Here is a 20788-nt window from a genome sequence, read left to right on the forward strand (position 1 = left end):
GGAGCCCGCTGGGCTTGTCTCCCCGGTGAGCAGCAGACCAGGAAGATCGAGGAGGTCGCGTGCAGCAACCCATCTACGCCGACTACACGACCGTGGAGAACGGATGGACAGTCACGGTGACCTGCGACGGCCAGCGGGCGGGTGATCGAGTCGAGGGCGGCCTCGTCGCCGCCCGCGACCGCGCCGACACCCTCGTGGCCAGCGTCGCGGCCAGCACCGGGCACCGCCCGGTGGTGCACCTGCTCGACGGCGACGCGCTCGTCTTCACCACCGCCTACCTGTCCGAACGGCTGGGCATCCCCGCCGTCGCCCGCACCGAGCAGGCAGTTCCACCGGTGGTGACCGCGGAGCCGGGCCCGACGACGGTCGAGTCCGACCCGACGACGGTTGAGCCGGAACCCGTCCCCGCGCCGCCGTCCGAGGACACCGGGGAACCGACCGGCTGACACCCCCGCGCGGACCACCCCGGCGGCGACCTGCGTCGGCGGCCTGGTGGGCACACCGTCGCGCAGGCCCACCGACCACGCCGATTCCGAGCACGTCGAGCGGACGGGCCAAACCGTGCGGTGCGTGGTGAGCACCGACGCGGTGCCCGAGAGCCGGCCACCGGTTCGCTGAACCCACCTCCGGCGGGGGCGTCGAGCGGAGTCCGCGCGCCACTTCGCCGCACCGCTTCGCCTGCTGGCCAACCGCCCGTCCCACAGGACAACGAGGCGCGGCGTCCACCCGGGTGGGTGGTTCCCGACCCGTGGGTCGAAAAGTCAGCGCCACCGCGTGATCGATGCGCGCGAGTACGTACTGTCCTGTGACTGCATCCGCAGAACAACGCATCAGCCACCGCGAAGCGTAAGAACGAAAACGCCCTTCATCGTCTGTTCGCCCAGACTTCCCCACGACTGCGAGCCTCCCCACTTGTCCCCCACCGCCGGGCGACCAAGAATCACAACCGTCCCAAACGGACTTCAACGGTCGGAGGAATCCCGTGCCCGCACATGCGTTCCGAACTCTGGCAGCCGCAGCGATCCTGTCCCTCACCTCGATCACAGGCGCCACAACGGCTGCTTCCGCGGCCTCGAACCCCTCGGTGGCGGTGACGTCGAACCCGTACCAGCGCGGCCCGGCGCCCACCGCCGCCAGTGTCAGCGGGGTCGGACCGTTCTCGATCTCCTACATCGACGTCTCCACCGAGGACGGTCCGCGCTTCGGCGGCGGGCGCATCTTCCACCCCAGGGACACCGGTCAAGGCACGTTCGGTGTCGTGGCGATCAGCCCCGGTGGCGGCTCGGTCCAGGCGTCGGTCGGGTGGCTCGCCCGGCGGCTCGCCACCCACGGGTTCGTGACCATGGCGATCTCCAACGTCGCGACCGACGACAACGCCCCGGAACGCGGCAGTCAACTGCAGGCCGCGCTGGAATACCTCACCACCCAGGCACCCGCCGAGGTCCGGCGCCGCGCGGACACCAGCAGGCTGGCCGTGGCGGGCCACTCGCTCGGTGGCGGCGGCGCGCTCTTCGCCGCCCGCTCCACCCCCTCCCTGAAGGCGGCGTTCGCCATGGCTCCCTGGTCCGTGGTGAGCAACTGGTCGGGCGTGGAGGTCCCGACCATGCTCGTGGGCGGCAGCAAGGACAAGACAGCTCCCGTCGGCAACTTCGCCATCCCGATGTACCAGGGCCTGTCGAACTCGACCCACAAGGCCTACGCCGAACTCAGCGGCGCCGACCACCTCACCTTCACCGGACCGACCCCCCTCGTCAGCACCCTGGCCGTCTCCTGGGTGAAGCGGTTCGTCGACGGCGACACCCGCTACACCCGGTTCCTCTGCCCCGGCCCCAGCGGCGACGGGGTGGCCCAGTACCGCAGCAACTGCCCCTACAACTGAGTCGACCCACCGACCGCGCAAGAGGGCAGGTACACGCCCGGTATCACTCTGTTCGAGTGGGTTCACCTGCCGGCGTGTCCGGTCTCGACTCCTCTGAGCAAGTAGCTCCACCCCGCGTGGAGCTGGGTGGTGTTCCACACCTGGTCGCGTTTGAAGCGGGTTTCGGCGTCGTCGGACCAGGTCATGGGCCCGCCCGCGGACGCGGCTAGGAGCTGTGTGCGGCAGGCGCGTTCGAGCAGCACGGCGTACATGACGGCGGTGGCGACGTCGGGGCCGACGGTGACGGCGCCGTGGTTCGGTATCAGGATCGCGTTGGCACCCCCGAGCCGGGAGGCGAGCGACCTGCCCAGCTCGGAGGTGGCGATGAGGGCACCGGTCTCGGTGAACCGGGGCAGTTGCGGACAGGTGAAGGGGACGGCGTCGTGCGAGATCGGGCGCAGTTCGCAGTCCAGCGACGCGAATGCCGCCAGTGCGGGCGCGTGCGTGTGGACGACGCTCCCCACGTCGGGGCGCCGCGCCATGACCTCGGTGTGGATGGGGGATTCGAGGTGCCTGGGCCCGGTGCCGTCCAGGACGGCACCTCCCGGCGAGACGAGGACCACCTTCTCGTCGTCGACCTCCTCGAACCCCCAGCCGGATGCCTTCATCCACGCGCCCCGGCCCCCGGGGTCGCGCACCGACGCGTGGCCCCACACCATGTCACCGAGACCGGCGGCGGCCAGGACCCGACTGGCCTGGACCACCGCGTTCCGAACGTCGTCCACGTCGCTCCTCAGCGCGTCAGAGTGCGTGCGGGACGGCGTGTTCCAGCACGACGACGTCGGTGCCCGCGGGGGCCAGGCTGCCCAGCAGGTGGTGGTGCATCCCCTGGTGCGCCGGGGCCAGGCCGGCCTGGTGGATCGGGATGGCCACGCGCGGTGCGACCGAGCGCAGGTAGTCGATGCCCTCGCCGATCTTCATCCACGGCCCGCCCACCGGGACCAGCAGGGTGTCCACCGGCGCCGGTGGCGGGTCGAAGGCGTCACCGGGGTGGAACAGCGAACCGGCGAGGAGGTAGCCGTTGTTGTCCGAGCCGGGGAGGTCCGGGTGGACGTGGGCGTGTTGCCCGCCGGTCACCGCGATCTCGACGCCCGCCAGGTTCCGGGACTCACCCGGGTGCGCCAGGTGGGTGCGCCCGGCGTGGTCGGTCAGGGCGCTGGCGGCTCCGGGGCCGTGGACGACCTGGGCGTCCGGGTTGGCGCCCAGCAGTGCCCGCAGGCGGTCCGCGTCGAGGTGGTCGGGGTGGGCGTGCGTGATCAGGACCAGGTCGAGGTCCCGCAGGTCCTCGAAGTCGCGGGAGTAGGTGCCCGGGTCGATCAGCACACGCGCGGACTTACCCGGACCGGGGATGTCGACCAGGACGCAAGCGTGCCCGTAGTGGGTGATGTGCATGGTTCCTCCGGGGCGCTCAGGGATTGACGACGGTCATCCACATGGGATGCTCTCGCCGCTGCATCGCGTCCACCGCCGTGGGCGCGTCGGCCAGCGCGAACCGCTGGGTGATGAGTTCGTCGACGTCCAGGGCGCCGGTGCCGAGCAACCGCAGGACCTCGCGCGCGTCGGTGCGGGTGCAGGCGCGGGTGCCCACGAACCGCCAGCAGTTCACCATCAGCGCGGCCGGTGCCAGGGCCAGTGCGGCGCGGTTGGCACCCATGTGCACCAGGGTGCCGCCGGTGGCGAGCGCGGCCATGGCCTGACCGGTCGCCGGGCCGTCGGGGATGAAGTCGAGCACCGCGTGCGCGCCCGCCGGTGCCACCTCCCGCAGCCGTCGGGTCAGCCCACCGGTGCTCGCCCAGTCGGGGAGGTCCTCCAGCGCGATCACGTCGGTCGCCACCCGACCGGCCAGCGACCGGACGGCGTGCAGGCGTTCGGCGTCGCGCCCGACCAGGACGAGCCGGGACACGCCGAAGTGCTCGGCGAGCTTGGTGGTGGCGGTGCCCATGGTGCCGGTGGCCGCGGTGACGACGAGGGTCGACCCCAGCGGCAGGTCGGCGCACTTCAGCGCCCGCACCGCGTTGGCGAGGTCGTGGACCTTCGCGCCGACGTCGAAGCTGACGCCGTCGGGCAGCGGGTCGACCAGCCAGTGCGGAACCCGCAGGTACTCGGCCAGTCCCCCGTCGTGGTACTCGTCGTACAGCGGCATCGGGGCGTCGCCGAACGCCGCGTGGCCGATCATGGCCTGCTGGGCGCACATCATGTCGCGGTCGGTGCGGCAGTACGGGCAGTCGCGGCAGTTGAGGTTGGGGTGCACGCGCACCCGGTCACCGACGGCGGTCCCGGTGACCCCGGTGCCGACGGCCGCCACCGTCCCGGCGGCTTCGTGGCCGAGCGTCGTCGGCAGGTGCTTGAACGCACCGGACTTCAGCAGCCGCATCATGCCGGGGGCCAGTCCGGCGGCGGCGACCCGGACGACGACGTCGAGCGGCCCGGGCTCGGGCACCGGAATTCTTTCCAGCGCGATGGTGTCGGCATCGCGGTGGGCGCGGGCGGCGAGCATGGTGGTCATCGGGGAGCCTTCTCCCTGGCGGCGGCGAGCCGCTCGGGTGAGCAGGGGTCGGCGGTGCGCGAGGTCTCGGCGATCTGCGGCAATTCCCGGTGCGACAGCAACGAGATGTACTGCCCCGCCTCGTCGCCCGTGCTCGTGTGGGCGACGCCGAGGGGGATGCGGACGAGGTCGCCGGGTTCGAGGTCGACGATCCCGCGCTGGGTCAGCAGCGTGCGCCGCCCTCGTACCTGGTACTGGATCTCGTCGGCGTCGAGGGTGCGGCGGTAGCGGTGCTCACCACCGGGTGCCGTGGTGACCGTCGCGAGGCGGAACTGCGGTGCTTCGTACAACAGCGTCGTCCCGACTTCCTCGCCGCCGCGCAGCACGCGCAGGCGGTCTTCCTCGTCGTGGACCCGGTCGAGCAGTTGCCGTTCGTCCACGGGGAACACGGCGATGTCGTGCCCGTGGGCGCCCATGCACTGCGTGACGGCCTCGTTGATCTCCCCCGGTTCCCAGCCGGGGAACGGCGGCGAGACCGGTTGCGAACTGCTCGCGGCCGTGACCTTCTCCGCCACCGGGGCGGGGATGTAGAACAGCAGGTGGCTTTCCCGGCGACCGTAGTTGTCGTGCGCCACGCCGCGCGGGATGCGGGAGAAGTCGCCGGGCCGGTGCTCGACCACGCCGAGTTCGGTCATCAGCGTCCGCTCGCCCGCGATCTGGTAGGAGATCTCGTCGACGTCGCAGTTGCGGTGGTAGAACGGCTGCCGGTTGTCCATGGTCTGCCACTCGACGCGGATCTGGTCGTTCTCGTACAGGCCGCGCGGCGGGGCGAACGGCTGGGCCCGGTACTGCTGCGGGTGGTGGACGACGGTCAGCGGCGGGTGGTCGCTCGACAGCTTCATCGGCACCTTGCCCGGGCGTGGCGGGGCGAGCAGCAGTTCCTCGTCGCGGTCGATGCTGCGCAGCGGCCGGTCGGACCCCATGAGCACGACGTCTTCGACGACCCTCACGGCGACCTCCTCGTCTCGTGGATCGGTGGGCTATCGGTTCTCGGGCAGCGCGTCGTAGTAGCGGGCGGCGCCGGGGTGCAGCGGGATCGGGGAGCGGCCCATGGTGGGCGGGTCCAGCGGGTAGGTGATGGGGCTGCGCTCGGGTGGCAGGTGCCGGTACTGCTGTTCGATGAGGTGGCGGGTTTCGCCCAGAATCCAGGCGATGGCGTGGGCCACGTCGTCGGGGAGGTCGCTGCGGGTGAGCACGAGGAAGTCGGAGAAGTCGAGGGTGCGGAACGCGCTGCGGCCGGGGAAGAACTCGTCGTCGACGGTGGCGGCGGGCCAGCCGAAGTCGGCCTCCAGGGCGGCCAGCACCTCGGGTTCGACCTCCAGGAAGTCGAAGTCCGGTCCGAACCGCTGCCAGTGCGGCAGCATGACCGCCTCGTGCACGACGGCGTTCGCGCGTCCGGCCAGCACGTGCTCGAACGACTCGAACGGCCGCTCGTCGGCCAGGAATCCCCCGCCCCACCCCGGCACGTCGATCCCGGCGCGGTCGAGCAGCGCGTGCGCGGCCAGCCCGACGTGGTTGACGCCGTCGTCGACCGACGTGGCGACCGTCAACGCGGGCTTGAGGTCCCGCAGCTCGGCGAAGGTCGTGGCGCCGACCGACTTGTGGACGCCGACCACGAGCCGGTCGCGCTGCGGCACGACACCGAGCGCGCGCAGCTCGGGGAAGGACTCGTCGCGGTACACCCCGCGCGCGTCCAGGGCCGCGGTGGCGAACGCCGCGGGGGTGGTCATCGCGATGTCGACCTCACCGCGGCCGACGGCGCGGACCGAGTCGCTGAAGCCGCGTCCGTTCCAGATCGCGATCCGGGTGTGCGGTCCACTGCGGTCGGTGAGTTCCTGGGCGATCCAGCCGCAGACGCGGTGCAGGTTCGCGGTCCCCCAGTCACCCTTCAGGTGCAGGGTCAGCGACCGCCGGATCCGTGGTTCCTCGGGGCGTCCGGTCACCGGCCTGCACCTTCCTGATTGGACTGATCGGTCTGCTGTTCCATGGTAACCAGGTTGTTCAGGGTCCCGATGCCGTCGACCTCGACGCTGATCCGGTCGCCCGCGGTGAGGAAGACCTGCGGGTCGCGGCGGTACCCGACGCCGCCGGGTGTGCCGGTGAGGATGAGGTCACCGGGTCGCAGCGCGGTGAAGGTCGAGATCGTGGCGATCAGCCGCGGCACGGAGAAGATCAGCATCGACAGGTCGGACTCCTGCACCTTCTCGCCGTTGAGGACGGTGCGGATGCCCGCGCCCGCGAGGTTCACCCCATCGGGTGGGATCAGGTACGGGCCGATCGGTGTGCTGGCGTCCCATGCCTTGCCCTGCACCCACTGGTGCGTCCGGTACTGGAAGTCGCGCATGGTGACGTCGTTGGCGACGGTGTAGCCCAGCACGTGGTGCGGGGCGTCGGCCTCGGCGATGCGCCTGCCCGCCCGCCCGATCACCACGGCCAGCTCGCCCTCGTAGTCCACCTGGGTCGATTCCGGCGGCAGCACGATGTCGTCGTGGGCGCCGATGAGGCTGGAGTCGAACTTCGGGAACAGCACGGGGTAGGTCGGCAGTTCGCGCTTCGTCTCGGTCACGTGGTCGCGGTAGTTGAGGCCGACGCAGAAGACCTTCGACGGCCGCGGCACGACCGGCAGCAGCCGCACCTCGTCGACCGGCACCCGCGCCCGCTCCTCGCGGACCGCGTCGCGCAACCACTCCGGGCCGGTCCCCGGACCCAGCTCGGCGTGGCCTTCGAGGGGGACCAGCGATGACCCCCGCACCTCACCGACGCGGCGGACACCGAGGTGCTCGTAGCTCGCGTACGCCACCGGTCACCTGCTCCCACTGGTCTTGCGCCACGAGGCGAGCTGGCCGCCCCACAGGTTCACGGTGTGGGGGATCGGCTCCCACCGCCGCGGCACGTAGGTGGCGCGGTCGTCGTGGAACTTCTCCATCTCCGCCGACAGCTCGATGTGGTTGCCCGCGGGGTCGTCGAAGAAGACGAACAGGTTGTTGCCCGGGCCGTGCCGCCCTGGTCCCCACGTCACGTCCACGCCCTCGTCGGTGAGCCGGTCGCACCAGGTCTTGAAGTCCTCCCACTCGGCCAGGTCGTAGGAGTAGTGGTCGATGTCGCCGCCCGCCCCGGTGTTCACCACGGCCAGGGTGTGGTGGTCGCGGTCGCTGCGCAGCCAGGCGAAGCGGCCGTCGTCGAGCTGGTCTGAGATGCGGAACCCGACCACGTCGACGAAGAACGCCGCCACGGCTTCGACGTCGTCGGTGGCCAGGGTGATGTGCTGGTACTTGACCGGCCGCCGCCCGGTGTCCGCGGTGGCCTCGCCCTGGCGCTCGACAGCGGTGTGGAAGTGCACCCCGGTGCCGTGCGGGTCGACCGTCGCGATGCCGCGCGCGGGACCGACCCCGGCGTCGAGGTAGGCGGGGTCGAGGTCGGTGGTCGGGTGCCCGGCGGCGGACAGCCGCCGGGCGATCCCGTCGACGCCGTCGGGGTCGCGCACCTCGAAACCGTAGTGGTGCAGGGCTTTCTCCCCCTCGACCAGCTCGATGACGTGGTGGCCGCTCCCCCACCCCAGCCGCAGCCCGCCCGCCGGGAGTTCGTCGTGCACGACCATGCCCAGCACCCGCCGGTAGAACTCGGCGGTCGCGGCCACGTCGGGGACGGCGAAACCGACGTGCGACACCGAGGTTCTGGTCAGGCTCCCGGCCGCGCCGCGTTCGGCCAGTACCACCCGCTGCGGTTCATCCATGGTTCAACACCCTTTCCGGTGAGTCGGTGATCGAGGCGGGCGCCCAGGACAGGACGCGCGCGCAGGTCTCGGCGCTGCCGCTCGCGGGCCAGGCGGCGGCCACCACGCGGTCCGGTCGCAGCAACACGAAACGTCCCGTGTGGTCGGCGAGTTCGCGCACCAGGGCACCGTCGACGTCGATCAGCGTCCGGTGACCGGTGCGGGGCATGTCGTCGCCGAGGGCCACCCGCAGCGCCACCGCGTCCAGTCCGCGCACGACCGGTTCGACCGCGGCCCAGTCCGCCTCGGCGGTCCCGACCGCGAGCACGGCCCACCCGATGCCGAGCGCGTCGTCGAGGCGGCGTATCCGGTGGGTGCCGGTGTCGAACACCAGCGGCTGCCCCACCGGCACGCCGACGGTCTCGGGCCGGTCGCCCGGGACCACCAGCCCGTCGGTATAGTGCAGCGCGGGCCGGTACCGCATCTCCTCCAGGTGGGCGCGGCCCTCGTCGGTCGCCACGGCGCGGGCGACCTCGGCGTCGCGCCGGGCCGCCACCCGGCGCGAGGTGGTCATGACCACCCGGCCGAGCCGTTCCGACAGCCGCACCGTGGCCAGCGCGTGCGGGCCGCGTTCGCTGTGGTAGCTGCTCAGCACCCCCGCGTCGAGGCGCCCCGCCAGGACGTCGGCGATCTTCCAGGTGAGGTTGGCCGCGTCCCGAATGCCGGAGTTCAGGCCCTGACCGGCGAACGGCGGCATCATGTGGGCGGCGTCGCCGAGCAGGAACGAGCGCCCGATCATCCACTCGTCGGCCACCACGGCGTTGAAGCGGTAGTTGACGGCCCGCTCGACCTGGTCCGCGGTGATCACCCGGTACCTGGACACCAGTCGCCGGATGAGGTCGAACGACGGCTCCCGGCCCGGGACCCCTTCGCCGTCGAAGAGCCGGAACTCGTAGCGGCAGCGCCCGCCGAGCCCCGGCACGATCACGTGCGGGCGGTCCGGGTCGCCGTGGTGCATGGCGAACCGCTCGGTGTGCGGGTCGTCGAGGGTGTCCACGACCAGCCAGACCTCGTCGTGGCTGCGCCCGGTCATGTCGACGCCCTGCAGCAGCCGGGTGGCCGACCGCCCGCCGTCGCACCCGAGGACGTACGCCGCGTCGATCGCCACCGGCGTCGTTCCCGCCCACGCGTGGACCGTCACCCGGTCGGGGTGCTGGTCGAACCCGGTGACCCGGGTGTCGAACCGCAGGTCCACCGTCGGCGCCGCACTCACGGCGGCGGCCAGGGCGCGTTCGAGGTCCGGCTGCGCGAACGGGTTCTTGAACGGGTAGGCGAGCCGGAAGGGCTGGGGGCCGCGGGCGTGGAACAGCACCTGCCCGTCGCAGCCGTGGTAGCGGGTCCCGGTGCCGGGCACGATCACCGGCAGGACCCGATCGACGACGCCCGCCTGCTGGTACACCCGCAGGGCCTCGTCGTCGATGCTGATCGCCTTCGGCTCGTCGCTGGTGCCGCTGTGCTGTTCGAGCACGACCACGCCGACGCCGCGGGCCGCGAGCAGCGCGGCGGCGGTCAGGCCCACCGGGCCCGCGCCGCAGACCACCACGTCGACGCGGTCACCCGTCGCGTTCGGCGCCACGGCTCCACCTCTTCCCGCTCGTCCGGTCCGTTGCCACCACAGTACGAGCACTGTCCTAAATTTCGTAAGCAACGTCCTGATTTACAGGACAAGGTGGAACTGGCTACGGTGTGCGCATGGCCGGACCCACTGACGCGGCGAGCGGCAGCTACCGAGAACGCAATTCCACCGCCGACCGGGCGCTGGACATCCTGCTGCTGTTCAGCGCCGACAAACCGGTCTGGGCGGGCGCGGAGATCGCCGCGCGGCTCGGGGTGGCGCGCTCCACCGGCTACCGGTACCTGCAGAGCCTCACCGGGACCGGGTTCCTCGAAGAGGCCGCCGGGGGGTTCCGGCTGGGACCGCGCATCTTCGAACTGGCACGACTGGCCCGGACCGGGATCGGGTTGTCCGAGGTCGCCCTCCCGGTCATGCGGGCACTGGCGGCGGAGGTGAACGAAACCGTGCTGCTGACCAGGCGTTCCGGCCGCTCGGTCGTGTGCCTGGACCTGGTCGAGGCCCAGCACGCGGTGCGGCTGTCCTACGAGCGCGGGCACGTGCTGCCGATCAACGCCGGTGCCGCCGCCGAGGTGCTGCTCGCCTGGGCCGACCCCGGCGAGGTCACCGCAGTCCTGAACCAGGCCCCGCTGGAGCGGTTCACCGCGAAGACCCTCACCGACCCCGACGCCCTGCGCACCCGGCTCGCCCACATCCGCAAGCGCGGTGTCGCGCTCTCCCAGGGCGAGCTCGACGACCACATCCTCGGCGTAGCGGCGCCCATCCGCGACGCCGCGGGCTCGGTGTGCGCGGCCATCAGCGTCGCCGCGCTGGCCGCCCGGGTCCCACCGGGTGAGCTGAAGACCGTCGAGGCCGCGGTGAGCGACGCCGCGGCAGCCGTCTCGCGCGAACTCGCTCTGCGCGACGCCTGACCGAGCTCAGCCCCCGGCGGCGAGCCCCCGGCCACGGCCCGCGCCACCCTCCCGGTGACCCACCTGCCGGGACACCGCCCGCGACACCGCGATGACCGCCGGGCGCACGGCCGAGGCATCCGCGGACCCGGCGGGCACCACCACCGACAGGGCGGCGACCACGGCCCGGCCCGGGCCGAAGACCGGCGCGGCGACGGAGGTCATCGGCTCCGGGCGGGCCCGCGAGATCACCGCGACCCCCTCCGTGCGGACCCCCGCCAGCAACCGGCGCACCTCGCGCGGCGACCTGGCCAGGTTCTCCGGCCGCAGGGTGAGGTCGCCGTCGAGGACCTCGCGCTGCACGGCGTCCGGTGCGTGGGCCAGCAGCGCCAGGCCGACGCCGGTGGCGTGCAGCGGCATCCGCCCGCCCACCCGGTACAGCACGCGCCCGGCCCGGTGCGCGGACAGCCGTTCGACCAGCACCGCCTCGTGACCGTCGCGGACCGCCAGCAGGACGTGCTGGCCGGTCGCGTGGTGCAGGTCCTCCAGGTACGGCAGCGCGACACCGCGCAACCCGTGGCTCGGCGCCAGCGAGGCGAGTTCGTACAGGCGCAGCCCGATGACGTAGCGCCCGTCGCCGGTGCGCTCCAGGGCTCCCAGTCCCACCAGCCGGGTCGCCATCCGCAGCGCGGTCGACTTGGGCAGCCCGCTGCGGGTGCTCAGGGAGGTCAGCGACAGGCTGTCGTCCGCCACCGAGAACGCGCCCAGCAACCGGAACGCCCGGTCGAGGACCGGCTCCCCCGCGCTCCTGTCCGATGTGACCGGACCCTTGTCACCGGACACGGTTCACCTCGATCTGTGCCGCTGAGTGGAACTCGACAACTGTGACGGCTGCCACGCGACCCAAGATAGGCCATCGCCCGAGCGCAGGCCCGAACCCGCACCGCTGCTCGGGTCGGAGCGGATCACCAGCCCCACTTCCTCTCGGGCGACGTCCGGACTCCACACAGGCCATCCCCCGGGACCGCACCGCCGTCCCGATCGAGCGAGGAGACCCCGCCGACCATGCGCATCGCCAACCACAACGATCGAGCCGCCCTGGTCACGGGCGAGGCAGGCGCCGAGCGCGTCGTGGACGTCGAGGCGGCCTCCGGCGGCCGGTTCGGCCCCGACCTGCCCGCGCTGTACCGGGACTGGCCGGAGTTCACCGCCTGGGCGCGCGACCGCGACCGCACCGCCGACGCCGAGCACGCCGCGGCCCTCGACCGCGCCCTGCTGGGTGCGCCGTCCCCGGCGCCCCGGCAGGTGTTCGCGGTCGGCCTCAACTACCGCGCCCACGCCGCGGAATCGGGTTTCGAAGCGCCCGACGGCCTGCCGCCGGTGTTCACCAAGTACTCCTCCAGCTTCACCGGTCCGGACACGACCGTCACCATCCCCGCGGGCGGCGACGTCGACTGGGAGGTCGAGCTCGTCGTCGTGCTCGGCAGGCGGGGGCACCGGGTCGACGTCGAGGCCGCGTGGTCGCACGTGGCGGGTCTGACCGTCGGCCAGGACGTCTCCGAGCGCGTCTCCCAGTTGCGCGGTCCCGCTCCGCAGTTCGGTCTCGGCAAGTCGTTCCCCGGGTTCTCCCCGCAGGGCCCGTGGCTGGTCACGCCCGACGAGTTCGCCGACCCCGACGACCTCGAACTCGGCTGCGACATCAACGGCGAGCAGGTCCAGCAGGGCCGCACCCGGGACCTGGTCTTCCCGGTCCCCGCCCTCATCGCGGAGCTGTCGCGGACCGTCACCCTCCACCCCGGTGACGTGATCTTCACCGGCACGCCCGCGGGCGTCGGCCTCGGCCGCGAACCCCGGCGCTTCCTGCGACCGGGGGAACACCTGCGGAGCTGGGTCGGCGGCATCGGCGAACTGCACCAGACCTTCCGCGCCGCCGCGGACGGGAGGTAGGTCGACATGGCACTGCACGGACTCGCCGAGGTCGGCATCGGTGTCCCCGACGTGGCCGAGGCCATCGGCTTCTACACCGAGTTCGGCCTGGAGCACCGCGGCGACGGCCGCTTCGCCACCCGCGACGGCGGCGAACAACTGCGCATCACCCACTCGCCCACCCGCAGGCTGCTCGGACTGACCATCGCCGCGGACGACCCCGACGACATCGCCGCCGTGGCGCAGCGCCTCACCGCGCACGGGATCACCGCGCACCGGCACACCGACCGCGTCCGCGCGGTCGAGCCGGTCACCGGCACCCCCGTCACCGTCGCGGTCCGCCCGCGGATCGCGCCCGACCCGCCCGTTCCCACCACGCCCTACAACGGTCCCGGGCGCATCGACAGGTGGGGGCGCGCGCCGTTCCTCACCCGCACCGACCGGGTGCGGCCGCGCAAACTCGGCCACGTCGTCATCGGCAGCACCGACCTGCACACCACCAGCCGGTTCTTCACCGAGGGGATCGGGTTCCGGGTCAGCGACCACATGGGAGACCGGGCGGCGTTCCTGCGCTGCTCGGTGGAGCACCACAACGTGCTGGTCATGGCCGCCCCGGTCGCCTTCCTGCACCACACGAGCTGGCAGGTCGACGACGTCGACGAGGTCGGCCGCGGTGCCCACGCCATGCTCACCGACCACCCCGAGCGCCACACCTGGGGACTCGGGCGCCACTTCGCGGGCGCGAACTTCTTCTGGTACCTGCGCGACCCGGCGGGCACCTTCTGCGAGTACTACTCCGACATGGACACCATCCCCGAGGACGAGCTGTGGACACCGCAGGTCCTCGAAGGGGTCCAGGGGCTCTACGCCTGGGGACCGCCACCGCCGCCGTCGTTCCTCGAACCCGACGACCTGGCCGCCCTGATGACCGGCGCCCACTCCACCCGGGGCTGAACCCCCGCACCACAAGAGGGACAAGGAGGACGTCGGACGTGCACAGCCGCATCCCCGTTCTGATCGCGGGCGGAGGCCCGGTCGGGCTGGCGACCGCCCTGGAACTCGCCCACCACGGCGTGCGCAGCCTCGTCGTCGAACCCCGCGACGAGGTGTCGTGGCTGCGGCCGCGGGCCAAGACCACCTCGGCGCGCACCATGGAACTGTTCCGCCGCTGGGGCTTGGCGGGCACCGTGCGCGCCCGCGCCGCACTCCCGGTCGAGTGGTCGGACGAGGCGGTGTTCACCACCGGACTCCTCGGCCGGGAGGTCACCCGCATCCGGGGTTGCTTCGGACTCGACCTCACCGGCGACGACCTGGCCGCCGAACCCGGCCAGCAGATCGCCCAGCCCGCGGTCGAGCAGGTGCTGCGCGAGGCGGTCGAACGCACCGCCGAGGCGGCACTGCTCACGGGCTGGTCAGTCGACACGCTGGCGGAGGACGCCGAAGGGGTCGCGGTGGGCCTCGTGGGTCCCGACCGCGCCGCTCACCGGATCCGCGCCGACTACGTCGTCGGCGCCGACGGGGCGTGGAGCACGGTCCGCGAGGCGATCGGCACCCGGTACGAGGGCAGCGCCGACGAGCGCCCCAACTTCAACATCGTCTTCCGCGCACCGGGACTCGCCGACAGGGTGCCGCACGGGCCCGCCGTGCACTACTGGGTCCTGCACCCCACCCAGCCCGGTGTCGTCGGGCGCCTGGACCTGGCGGACCTGTGGTGGTGCATCGCCCAGGGCGTCACCGGGGAGGAGGGGGACGCCGACCCGCTGCGGATCGTGCGGGCCCTGGTGGGCGCCGACGTCGAGGCCGAGGTCGTCGCCACCGATCCCTGGAAGGCGAAGCTGCTGCTCGCGCAGCGCTACGGCACCGACCGCGTGTTCCTCGCGGGCGACGCGGCGCACCTCAACCCGCCGTGGGGAGGCCACGGCTTCAACACCGGGATCGGTGACGCGGTGAACCTCGGGTGGAGGCTGGCCGCGGTGCTGAACGGCTGGGCACCCCGCTCCCTGCTGGTCGGCTACGAGGCCGAACGCAGGCCCATCGCGGCGCGGACCATCGCCGAGGCCGCGCGGAACATGGCGACCCTGGGCCCCGAACTCACCGACGACCGGCTGATCGGCACCGACAGCGAGTTCGCCGCCGCGCGCCCGTCCGTCGCCCGCGCGGTCCAGCACGCCAAGGACAGCGAATTCCACAGCCTGGACCTGGTCCTCGGCTACACCTACCGCGGCTCCCCCCACGTGACCGGCGCGGCGGGCGGGCGCCTGCCGCACCGCTGGCTGGGACCGGGGAACTCGCTCTACGACCACCTCGGCCGGGAATTCACCCTCATCGGCGACCTCACCCACCCGCTGGTCGAGGAATTCTCCGCCGCCGCCGCCGCGGAACGCGTCCCGCTGGCGCTGTTCGACGACCCCACCGGCGAACCGGCCCTGGTCCGACCGGACCAGCACGTGGCGTGGACCGCGGCCGACCCCGGTGTCCCCCGCGACGTCCTGCGCCGGGCGATCGGCCACCCCTGAACACACCCACCGGCCCGCACCACTCCTCTCCCACCTGGTCACAGACAAGGAAGTCACATGACCACCACCGATACCCCACCCCTGGCCCGGAAGCAGGCGAGCGTGCTCGCCCTCGCCTGCCTCATCCTGTTCATCGACGGCTACGACCTGTTCACCCTCGGCACCATCGGGCCCAGCCTGATCCAGGAACGGTCCTGGGGCGCGACACCGGCGACGCTCGGCGTCCTCGGCAGCGTCACCGCCCTGGGCATGCCACTCGGATCCGTCCTCGCCGGGTGGGCGGCCGACGCCTGGGGCAGGCGCACCCCGATGGCGGTGGCCGTCACCTGGATCTCGGCGTCGATGCTCGCCGCGGCGCTCGCGCCGGACCTCACCCTGCTCGGCGCCGCCCGCTTCGGCACCGGCATCGGCATCGGCGCGCTCGCCCCCCTGGTCAGCGCGTTCGTCACCGACACGGCCCCGGCGAACCGCCGCACCCTGCACCTGGCGATCGCCCTGGGCGCCATCGGGGTCGGCGGCACCGCCTCCGCGCTGCTCGGCAGGGCGCTGCTGCCCAACACGCACTTCCGGACCCTGTTCCTCCTCGGCACGCTGGCCGTCGTGCTCGTGCCGGTGATCTGGCGGGTGGTGCCGTCCACCCCGCTCCGCCGCCCCGGAACCGCGGAACGCCAACGGATCTCCCACCTGCTCACCGGGCGGAACCGCCGGGGCACCGTCTTGCTGTGGACCGCGACCTTCATGAGCATGGCCCTGCTCTACAGCACCACCGCCTGGCTGCCGACGGTCCTGATGAAGAACGGTTACAACCTGAGTTCGTCGCTGGAATTCCTGATCGCCTTCACCATCGGGGCCAGCGCGGGCGGCCTGGTCGCGGCGGTCATCGCCGATCGCGGCCACCTGAAGACGATCACACTGGGCACCTTCCTGCTGGCCGCGGTGGCACTGCTCGTCCTCAGCACCAACCAACCGCGCCCCCTGCTGCTGGCGATCTCCGCACTGGCCGGTCTCGGCTCCCTGGGCTGCCAGAGCCTGGTCATCGCCTGCATGAGCACCTTCTACCCACCACAACTGCGGGGCACCGCCCTCGGCTTCGGCCTCGGCGTGGGCCGCATCGGCGCCATCGTCGGCCCCGGCTACCTGTCCATCGCCACAACCCTCAACGCCTCACCACGCGCGGGGTTCATCGCCTTCATGGTCCCCGCGGTACTGGGCGCGGCGACCATCGCGCTGCTGCCCCGCACCCTCACACCGCCCCCCGAGTGACAGGTGATCAGTCCAGTGTGGCCGCCTTGTGCAGCAGCACCGAACGTTCGCGCTGGTTGGTGCACAGCCGGGCCGCCAGCTCCAGCTCGGCGCGCGCCTCCGGTCGCCGTCCGAGGCGGGTCAGCAGTTCGCCGCGGACGGTCGGGACCAGGTGTGAACCGGGGAGGCGGTTCGCGGCGACCAGTTCGTCCACGATGGCCAGGGCCTGTGCCGGGCCCGTGGCCATGGCCACGGCGACGGCGCGGTTGAGCTCGACCACCGGTGAGGGGGCGATCCGGCCGAGTGCCTCGTAGAGCACCACGATCCGGTCCCAGTCGGTCGCCTCGACCGAGGGGGCCGAGGCGTGGGTGGCCGCGATCGCGGCTTGGAGGCCGTAGGGGCCGAGGCCGCGGGGCGCGGCCTCGGTCAGCGCGGCCAGTCCGCGGCGGATCGCCGAGAGGTCCCACCGCGCCCGGTCCTGGTGTTCGAGCAGGATCGGGGAACCGTCCGGGGCGGTCCGGGCCGGGAAACGCGCGGCCGTCAGCTCGCACAACGCGAGCAGGCCGTGCACCTCGGGTTCGTCCGGTTGCAGTGCGGCCAGCGTGCGGGCCAGGCGGATCGCCTCGTAGGCGACGTCGGGGCGCAGCAGCCGGTCGCCCGACGTGGCTGTCGAGCCCTCGGTGAAGATCACGTAGATGACGCTGAGGACGCCGCCCAGCCGTTCTCGGCGCTCCCCTGCCGCGGGCAGCTCGAACGGGACGCCCGCGGCCGCGATCGTCTTCTTGGCCCGGGTGATGCGGGCCTGCACGGTCGGCACCGGCACCAGGAAGGCGCGGGCGATCTCCTCGCTGGACAGGCCGCCGACCACGCGCAGGGTCAGCGCCACCCGGGCCTCGGGGGAGAGCACCGGGTGGCAACTGATGAACATCAGCGCCAGGACGTCGTCGTCGATCCTGTCGCCTTCGAGCCGGTCCGGGTCGATCCCCCCGTCGACCGCCGGGGCGGTCGCCAGCAGGGCGTAGCGGTCCCGCAGGGCGCTGCGGCGGCGGACCGCGTCGATGGCCCGCCGCCGGGCCGCGGCCATCAGCCAGGCCGCCGGGTTGGCAGGCGGGGTCTGCGGCCACGACACCAGCGCCTCGGCCACCGCTTCCTGGGCCGCGTCCTCCGCCAGTTCGAAGTCGCCGGTGAACCGGGTCAGCGCGGCGACGATCCGCGCCGACTCGATCCGCCACACGGCCTCGACATCGGCCGCGCCCACCAGGCCCGGCCGCCGCGCAGGCGCCGGGGGGCGTTCCCCGGCGGTCACCCGTTGTCCCCCGGGACCTCGTCGTCCCCGGGCACCCGCCGGACCTCGATCTTGGACCCGCGGACCACCGGGACCCGCTTGGCCCACTCGACCGCCTCCTCCTCCGAGGCGACGTCGAGCAGGAAGAAGCCCCCGAACAGCTCCTTGGTCTCCCCGTACGGCCCGTCGGTGACCACCGGGGTCTCACCGCTGAAATCGACCACGACCCCCTTGTCCTGATCCAGCCCCTCGGCCGCGAGGTAGACACCGGCCTTGACCGTCTCCTCGATGAACCGGCGGGTAGCGGCGATCAGCTCCTCGATCGAGGCCATCATGGCCGCGTTCGACTCGTCGGTGCCCCGCATGATCAGCATGTACTTCGCCATCGCGTTCTCCTCATCCGGCTGGGCCGCCTCTCAACCCTCGCACCCACACGTCGAACGGGCGGCCCGCGGATCGACACGACCCCGGAAAAAACTTCCGGCCGCGACTCGACCGAACCCTCCGGAGGACCTGCCGGCTCCCCTGCCGGACCCGGGGGCTGGTTTCCAGCGGGCATCGGTGTATCGCGGGCGTATCCGAAATCGGATACGCCGTCGCAACAGCCCCGCGTGTCCACTGGGAGCGTGAACCAGAGTCCACCCTTGTCAGCACCACCCCGCGGCACGCGTCGCACCGTGTTCGTCAGCCTGGCGGTCCTCGGCCTGGCGGCTGTGTTGTTCACCGTTCGGGGGCCGCTTCTGATGGCCGGGCCCGCGTGTGTGGCCGGGCGGTGGCACGGCTGCTTCGACACCGTGAACGGTGTGCTGCTCATGATGCTGGTGGGGCTGCCGCTGGCCCTTCTGGTGGCGTGGGCGTTGGCACGCCACCGCGTTGCCGCGGGCGACCCGTCGGCGTGGCGGGTGTCGTTGGCCGAGGTGGGGTTGGTCTACGGGACGGTGCCCTGGGTGTGGCTGACCTTGATGCCGGGCTCCGGGGCGGGCGTCGTCCCCGGGCGGGTCAGCCTGGTCCCGTTTCGGGACCTGGTGACGATGGGGCCGCTCGGGATCGGCGGCAACCTGCTGGTCTTCGCGGCGCTGGGGTTCTTCGCGCCGATGCGGTTCGCGGCGTTGGCGTCCGTGCCGCGGGTGCTGGCGCTCGGGGCGGGTTGTTCGGTCCTGGTCGAGGTCGCGCAGTACGCCTTCCGGTTGGACCGGGTGTCGTCGGTGGATGACGTGCTGGTCAACGCGGTGGGTGCCGCGTTGGCCGCGTTGGCCTCGCGCCGGTGGTGGCGCGTGGCGGTGGGGGTGCCGTCCCGGCAGCGCGAGGGGTGAAGCCGGGGCGGGGCCGCCTGGGTCGGGAGTCAGGCTGTGCGGCGCTCAAGTCTGGGCAGATCCCCGGCAAGCGGGGTGAGAAGTTCAAGGCCGGGAAGCTCGGCGAGTACACCACCGGCGCGGACGGGGAGATCGTCCTCGGCCGCCGACGGTCTTCGACGCCGCCACTCGACCAGTACGACTTCTGACCGCCGCGGCGGGCCGGGTCGTCCCCGGCCCGCCGCGGCCCGACCGGTGAGGAGATCCGGTGCGGCGGTATTGCTTCTGCCTCCAGGTGAGACCCGAGCGGGTGGACGAGTACGCCGAGCGGCACCGGGCGGTGTGGCCGGAGATGCTGGCCGCGCTGCGCGACACCGGCTGGCACGACTACGCGCTGTTCCTGCGCGCGGACGGCCTGCTGGTGGGCCACGTGCGCGCGGAGTCGCTGGAGGCCGCGCAGGCCGCGATGGCCCGCACCGAGGTGAACGCCCGCTGGCAGGCGGAGATGGCCGAGTTCTTCGCCGACCTCGGCGACCGCGCGCCCGATGAGGGCTTCCTGCTGCTGGAACCGGTGTTCGACCTCGACGAGCAGCTCGCCCGCCCCACCCCGGCAACCCGAGAGGTGACGTGATCGCCGTGCCCGACCTGTCCGCAGTCAAGCAAGCCCTCGCCGCACAGCGCATCGAGACCCCGTCCTGGGCCTTCGGCAACTCCGGCACCCGGTTCAAGGTGTTCGCCCAGCCCGGGGTGCCGCGCACCCCGGAGGAGAAGATCGCCGACGCCGCCACCGTGCACCGGTTCACCGGTGCCGCGCCCAGCGTCGCCCTGCACATCCCGTGGGACCGGGTTGACGACTACGCCGCCCTGGCCCGGTACGCCGAGGACCTCGGGGTCGGCGTGGGGGCGATCAACACCAACGTCTTCCAGGACGACGACTACCGGCTGGGTTCGGTCACCAACCCGGACGCGGGCATCCGCCGCAAGGCCACCGACCACCTGCTGGAGGCGGTGGCGGTCATGGACGCCACCGGTTCGCGCGACCTGAAGCTGTGGTTCGCCGACGGGATCAACTACCCCGGCCAGGACGACCTGCGCGACCGCCAGGACCGGCTGGCCACCGCCCTGCGCGAGACCTACGACCGCCTCGGCGACGACCAGCGCATCCTGCTGGAGTACAAGCTGTTCGAGCCCGCCTTCTACGCCACCGACGTCCCGGACTGGGGCACCTCGTTCGCGCACTGCGTGGAGCTGGGGCCCAAGGCCGCGGTGTGCATCGACACCGGCCACCACGCGCCGGGCACGAACATCGAGTTCATCGTGGCGTTCCTGCTGCGCCGGGACCGGCTCGGCGCGTTCGACTTCAACTCCCGCTTCTACGCCGACGACGACCTGATGGCGGGCGCGGCCGACCCGTTCCAGCTCTTCCGGATCATGTACGAGATCGTCCGGGCGGACGCGCTGGACCCCGCCCGCGGCATCAACTTCATGCTCGACCAGTGCCACAACATCGAGGCCAAGATCCCGGCGGTGATCCGCTCGGTGATGAACGTGCAGGAGGCCACCGCCAAGGCGCTGCTGGTCGACCGCGACGCCCTGGCCGCCGCCCAGCGCTGCGGGGACGTGCTGGAGGCCAACGCGGTGTTCATGGACGCCTACAACACCGACGTGCGCCCGCTGCTGGCCGACGTGCGCGCCGACCAGGGCTTGGACCCGGACCCGGTCGCCGCCTACAGGCGCAGCGGCCACCAGGAGAAGATCACCGCCGACCGGGCGGGCGGCGAGCAGGCGGGCTGGGGCGCGTGACCCCGGCACCGACCGACCTCGAATCG

The 20788-nt window shown here is 72.5% G+C and carries 22 protein-coding genes; 11 read left to right on the plus strand and 11 right to left on the minus strand.

Annotated features, from left to right (window positions below; translation table 11 throughout):
* Nucleotides 1-59 precede the first annotated feature (59 nt).
* On the plus strand, nucleotides 60-446 hold the full coding sequence (locus L6E12_RS15555) for a hypothetical protein (RefSeq protein WP_236228626.1): 387 nt from the start codon (nucleotides 60-62) through the stop codon (nucleotides 444-446).
* Nucleotides 447-1084: 638 nt separating this feature from the next.
* Entirely contained in the window at nucleotides 1085-1879 is a 795-nt protein-coding gene (locus L6E12_RS15560; RefSeq protein WP_236228627.1) for an alpha/beta hydrolase, read from the plus strand.
* A 62-nt stretch (nucleotides 1880-1941) separates the two neighbouring features.
* Here L6E12_RS15560 and L6E12_RS15565 read toward each other — a convergent pair whose 3' ends face one another.
* From L6E12_RS15565 to L6E12_RS15600, 8 genes are read right to left on the minus strand one after another with little or no spacing between them, the layout of a single operon-like run.
* Nucleotides 1942-2643: a class II aldolase/adducin family protein gene (locus L6E12_RS15565; RefSeq protein WP_236228628.1), complete on the minus strand. Its 702-nt coding sequence runs from the start codon at nucleotides 2641-2643 to the stop codon at nucleotides 1942-1944.
* A gap of 16 nt (nucleotides 2644-2659) precedes the next feature.
* A complete protein-coding gene (locus tag L6E12_RS15570) occupies nucleotides 2660-3310 on the minus strand; it encodes an MBL fold metallo-hydrolase (protein ID WP_236228629.1) in 651 nt (216 codons plus the stop codon).
* Between the two features lie 16 nt (nucleotides 3311-3326).
* Nucleotides 3327-4424 carry an alcohol dehydrogenase catalytic domain-containing protein gene (locus L6E12_RS15575; RefSeq protein ID WP_236228630.1) on the minus strand — a complete coding sequence of 366 codons (1098 nt, stop codon included), beginning with the start codon at nucleotides 4422-4424 and terminating at the stop codon, nucleotides 3327-3329.
* The gene (locus L6E12_RS15580) at nucleotides 4421-5413 is read right to left on the minus strand and encodes a hypothetical protein (RefSeq protein ID WP_236228631.1); all 993 of its coding nucleotides are present in this window, start codon (nucleotides 5411-5413) and stop codon (nucleotides 4421-4423) included. Before L6E12_RS15580 ends, L6E12_RS15575 begins: the two co-directional genes overlap by 4 nt.
* 30 nt (nucleotides 5414-5443) lie before the next feature.
* A complete protein-coding gene (locus L6E12_RS15585) occupies nucleotides 5444-6406 on the minus strand; it encodes a TAXI family TRAP transporter solute-binding subunit (RefSeq protein ID WP_236228632.1) in 963 nt (320 codons plus the stop codon).
* Nucleotides 6403-7263: a fumarylacetoacetate hydrolase family protein gene (locus tag L6E12_RS15590; RefSeq protein WP_236228633.1), complete on the minus strand. Its 861-nt coding sequence runs from the start codon at nucleotides 7261-7263 to the stop codon at nucleotides 6403-6405. The genes L6E12_RS15585 and L6E12_RS15590 overlap by 4 nt, the downstream gene beginning before the upstream one ends.
* A gap of 3 nt (nucleotides 7264-7266) precedes the next feature.
* Nucleotides 7267-8196, minus strand: a complete 930-nt coding sequence (locus tag L6E12_RS15595; RefSeq protein WP_236228634.1) for a VOC family protein — start codon at nucleotides 8194-8196, stop codon at nucleotides 7267-7269.
* Entirely contained in the window at nucleotides 8189-9811 is a 1623-nt protein-coding gene (locus L6E12_RS15600) for an FAD-dependent monooxygenase (protein ID WP_236228635.1), read from the minus strand. Before L6E12_RS15600 ends, L6E12_RS15595 begins: the two co-directional genes overlap by 8 nt.
* A gap of 116 nt (nucleotides 9812-9927) precedes the next feature.
* Between L6E12_RS15600 and L6E12_RS15605 the strand changes: the two genes are divergently transcribed.
* Nucleotides 9928-10719, plus strand: coding sequence for an IclR family transcriptional regulator (locus L6E12_RS15605; RefSeq protein ID WP_236228636.1), 792 nt, complete (start codon nucleotides 9928-9930; stop codon nucleotides 10717-10719).
* 6 nt (nucleotides 10720-10725) lie between these two features.
* Here L6E12_RS15605 and L6E12_RS15610 read toward each other — a convergent pair whose 3' ends face one another.
* Complete coding sequence (locus L6E12_RS15610) at nucleotides 10726-11541, minus strand: IclR family transcriptional regulator (protein WP_236228637.1); 816 nt, start codon at nucleotides 11539-11541, stop codon at nucleotides 10726-10728.
* Nucleotides 11542-11763: 222 nt separating this feature from the next.
* On the opposite strand from L6E12_RS15610, the gene L6E12_RS15615 reads away from it, so the two are divergent.
* From L6E12_RS15615 to L6E12_RS15630, 4 genes are read left to right on the plus strand one after another with little or no spacing between them, the layout of a single operon-like run.
* Complete coding sequence (locus L6E12_RS15615; RefSeq protein WP_236228638.1) at nucleotides 11764-12645, plus strand: fumarylacetoacetate hydrolase family protein; 882 nt, start codon at nucleotides 11764-11766, stop codon at nucleotides 12643-12645.
* A gap of 6 nt (nucleotides 12646-12651) precedes the next feature.
* Nucleotides 12652-13578, plus strand: coding sequence for a VOC family protein (locus L6E12_RS15620; RefSeq protein ID WP_236228639.1), 927 nt, complete (start codon nucleotides 12652-12654; stop codon nucleotides 13576-13578).
* A 38-nt stretch (nucleotides 13579-13616) separates the two neighbouring features.
* Complete coding sequence (locus L6E12_RS15625; protein ID WP_236228640.1) at nucleotides 13617-15140, plus strand: FAD-dependent monooxygenase; 1524 nt, start codon at nucleotides 13617-13619, stop codon at nucleotides 15138-15140.
* A gap of 57 nt (nucleotides 15141-15197) precedes the next feature.
* Complete coding sequence (locus L6E12_RS15630) at nucleotides 15198-16403, plus strand: MFS transporter (RefSeq protein ID WP_236228641.1); 1206 nt, start codon at nucleotides 15198-15200, stop codon at nucleotides 16401-16403.
* Nucleotides 16404-16410: 7 nt separating this feature from the next.
* Here the strand turns inward: L6E12_RS15630 and L6E12_RS15635 are convergent, their stop codons facing one another.
* Together L6E12_RS15635 and L6E12_RS15640 are read right to left on the minus strand one after the other, a co-directional pair.
* Entirely contained in the window at nucleotides 16411-17643 is a 1233-nt protein-coding gene (locus L6E12_RS15635) for an RNA polymerase sigma factor (RefSeq protein WP_236228684.1), read from the minus strand.
* A gap of 41 nt (nucleotides 17644-17684) precedes the next feature.
* The gene (locus L6E12_RS15640; RefSeq protein ID WP_236228642.1) at nucleotides 17685-18053 is read right to left on the minus strand and encodes a YciI family protein; all 369 of its coding nucleotides are present in this window, start codon (nucleotides 18051-18053) and stop codon (nucleotides 17685-17687) included.
* A gap of 258 nt (nucleotides 18054-18311) precedes the next feature.
* Here L6E12_RS15640 and L6E12_RS15645 point away from each other — a divergent pair, with 258 nt between their 5' ends.
* From L6E12_RS15645 to rhaI, 4 genes are read left to right on the plus strand one after another with little or no spacing between them, the layout of a single operon-like run.
* Nucleotides 18312-18980 (plus strand): VanZ family protein, encoded by a 669-nt coding sequence (locus L6E12_RS15645; protein ID WP_236228643.1) that lies wholly within the window; start codon nucleotides 18312-18314, stop codon nucleotides 18978-18980.
* Entirely contained in the window at nucleotides 18977-19168 is a 192-nt protein-coding gene (locus L6E12_RS15650) for a hypothetical protein (protein ID WP_304523885.1), read from the plus strand. The genes L6E12_RS15645 and L6E12_RS15650 overlap by 4 nt, the downstream gene beginning before the upstream one ends.
* A 59-nt stretch (nucleotides 19169-19227) precedes the next feature.
* Nucleotides 19228-19590, plus strand: a complete 363-nt coding sequence (locus tag L6E12_RS15655) for an L-rhamnose mutarotase (protein ID WP_236228644.1) — start codon at nucleotides 19228-19230, stop codon at nucleotides 19588-19590.
* Nucleotides 19587-20762 (plus strand): L-rhamnose isomerase, encoded by a 1176-nt coding sequence (gene rhaI / locus L6E12_RS15660; protein ID WP_236228645.1) that lies wholly within the window; start codon nucleotides 19587-19589, stop codon nucleotides 20760-20762. Before L6E12_RS15655 ends, rhaI begins: the two co-directional genes overlap by 4 nt.
* Nucleotides 20763-20788: the final 26 nt, after the last annotated feature.

Source organism: Actinokineospora sp. PR83 (genome assembly GCF_021056305.1).
Lineage (GTDB): Bacteria > Actinomycetota > Actinomycetes > Mycobacteriales > Pseudonocardiaceae > Actinokineospora > Actinokineospora spheciospongiae.